The sequence below is a fragment of the Hydrotalea flava genome, from assembly GCF_001623405.1.
GTDB lineage: Bacteria > Bacteroidota > Bacteroidia > Chitinophagales > Chitinophagaceae > Hydrotalea > Hydrotalea flava.
This window is the reverse complement of record NZ_LUHG01000023.1, coordinates 1-2,739: the sequence shown is the minus strand read 5'-3', so window position 1 is coordinate 2,739 and position 2,739 is coordinate 1. Positions and strand designations below refer to the sequence as shown.

Below are 2,739 nucleotides of genomic sequence, written 5' to 3'. Positions count from 1 at the left end.
TTCTTATAAACACTTCTGAAAGATAAAAAATTACGCTGGGACACCCAAGACACCAAAAATAAAATAAACAAATAATTGATAATCAATAACTTAGAAAAATATCTATTTAATGGCGAGGAAAACAGGAAAGAAGCGATCATGGAAAAACCAACGGCCAGCGACAATGGCAGGAACATATCTTTGGGTATGCCGGTCATAATGAAAGAAGGGATCAATACCGAAAGAATACAAAGCAGGATCAACAATTTGGGAATAGATATTTCAAGCAACGCATCCAGTATAGATCGTGATTTTGTTTTGCCTTTTTCAAAATGCTGGTGAATATTTTCAATAGTTACCGTTGCTTCATCTACTAATATTCCTATCGCTAATGCAAGTCCGCTCAGCGTCATCATGTTGATGGTTTGCCCGAAGGTGTAGAGTAATAGGACCGCTGATAAAATGGATATGGGAATGGTGAGTACAACAATCAATGCACCCCGTTTGTCACCCAAAAAAAGTAGTACCATCAACCCAGCTAGTATAGCGCCCAATATGCCTTCATGCACTAGGTTACTGATAGAGTGTTCTATGTAAACTGACTGGTCAAAAACATAATCAATCTTCACATTATCGGGAAGGCTTTCCTTCAATTGCGGCAGTGCAGCTTTTAAATTCTCTACCACTTTCAACGTGGAGGCATCCGCTTTTTTGATGACCGGCAAATACACGGAACGCTTTCCGTTCACCACTGCATAACCGGTTGTAACGTCGGCTGCATCTTCCACCGTGGCAATGTCTTTTATAAATACCGTTGAATTATCGTTGACCCTGATGGGCAGGTTTAAAAACTCTTCCGGACCTTTTGCCAATGAGTTAACAGGGCTCATGTAATTTTTATCACCCATCCTGATATTTCCTGCAGGTGAGGGTAGGTTGTTTTTTGCCACGGCTGCCATAACTTCTTCCTCCGACAAACCCAAAGACTGCATCAGGTCGGGGTTGACCTTTATTACAATGGAACGAATGTTACCGCCAAAAGGCGCAGGCGCAGTGATACCGGGAATGGTAACAAACATTGGACGAATACGGGTCAATACCAAGTTTTGTATTTCACCAATGGAACGCTTATCACTTTCAAAAACCAATTGGCCAATTGGTAAGGAACTACCATCAAACCGCACTACCTGTGGCGGCACGGAGCCGGGTGGTAAAAAGCCCATTGCCCTTGAAACCTGCGTGGATACTTCTGCGGCGGATTGAGCCATGTCAGTGCCTGCATAGAAGCTTAATTTCATCAGGGTAAAACCCTGAATGCTTTTGAATTCAATATCCTTCACACCGCTGACAAAGACCAGCACTTTTTGAAATTCATTCGCCATAAATCCATCCATGTAAGAAGGTGTTAATCCACCATAAGGCATGGCAATGTAAATGGCAGGTGATTCAATTTTGGGGAAGATGTCAACATTGATTTTTTTGAGAACAAGAAAGAAGAAATAGCCAATAGCTAACACCACAACGATGATAGCAATAGGCTTACGAAGGGCTAATCGAATAATGTTCATAATCGTTGGGTTATGGCTTAATAGCGTTAAGGAGTAAAGATGGCTTGCCTATGGCTTCGCTCAAATCAATCAGCTCGTTCCAATAGGATGCAATTGCGTTTACATAATTGCTTTCTGCATCCTGCAACGATTTTTGCAATTGCAGCAGCTCAATTAAATTAATCAATCCGCTTTCATACCGGACCGTATAGAGATCATACGCTTCCTGTGAAGACTTAAAAGCGATCTGCGCATCCTTTAGTTTCTGGCATTGCTGTTTCCAACTGGCAAGTGCAGAAGCATACAAAGTATTGAGCTGAAGTTGTGACGCAGCGTAGTTAGCTTTTGCAGATGCGATTTCATGACCCGCTATCTTTTGCTTTGTTTTGTTTTGATAAAGCGATGAGAGGTTCCAGGTTACACCCACCCCTATTAAATAGCTGCCTACATTGTTGTTCCAGGGAGCAGAAAGATTTTTATTTACATTCCCTGCTGCATCAATACCGGAGCCACGGATACCTGTACCAGCTAACAGACCAATGGAAGGATATACTTCTTTTTTGACCGCTTCCAGTTGAGCGTTGGAATAATCAACAGCTGCATTTAAATAATTCAGGTATGGGTGATTTTGTAAACTATTCTGAGTAAAATTTTCATCCGAATTAAAGCGGTGATAAAGCGAAGTGTCAATGGAAATGTTATCTGCATCTTCTCCTGTCAGTGAAGCCAATTGCAACAGGGATGTTTCCAGCGATGCCTCCTGGTCATTGATCCTGTTTTTTGCCTGAAGAAAAGCAGACTTAATTAACAAGGTATCTGCACTGGGGCGCAGTCCTGCATCTGACTGCATTTTCAAGAGATCCAGCAAATCAGCCAGGCGTTGCGCATCCGACTTCAATATAGTGAGCAATGCAGCACTTTGTAAGGCAGCGAAATAATAACGGGTGGCAGTGGATTGAAGTTTGAATGCTTCCTGCGATTGATCGGCTTTACTTAATTGGATAGCGGCATCTGCAACTTCAATATTTTTTTTAATTCTTCCGAATTGCATAAAATTCCATTGCAGAACTGCTGAAGCATAAAGATTAGCACCACTGCCGGCAGCAGCACCATTCTTATTGCTGCCGCTGCTGTTGTATAAATCTTTATGCTTCAGCAGTTCTGCAATGGAATTTTATGCAATTCGGAAGAATTAAAAAAAATATTGAAGTTG

At 41.7% G+C, this 2,739-nt stretch carries 2 protein-coding genes; both read right to left on the bottom strand.

The genetic code is table 11. From position 1 onward, the window contains the following. A partial coding sequence (locus A0F92_RS01045; protein WP_253810013.1) for an efflux RND transporter permease subunit occupies window positions 1-1,547 on the bottom strand: 1,547 nt, incomplete at its 3' end. A 10-nt stretch (window positions 1,548-1,557) separates the two neighbouring features. Further along, window positions 1,558-2,682, bottom strand: coding sequence for a TolC family protein (locus A0F92_RS01040; protein WP_262490023.1), 1,125 nt, complete (start codon window positions 2,680-2,682; stop codon window positions 1,558-1,560). Window positions 2,683-2,739: the final 57 nt, after the last annotated feature.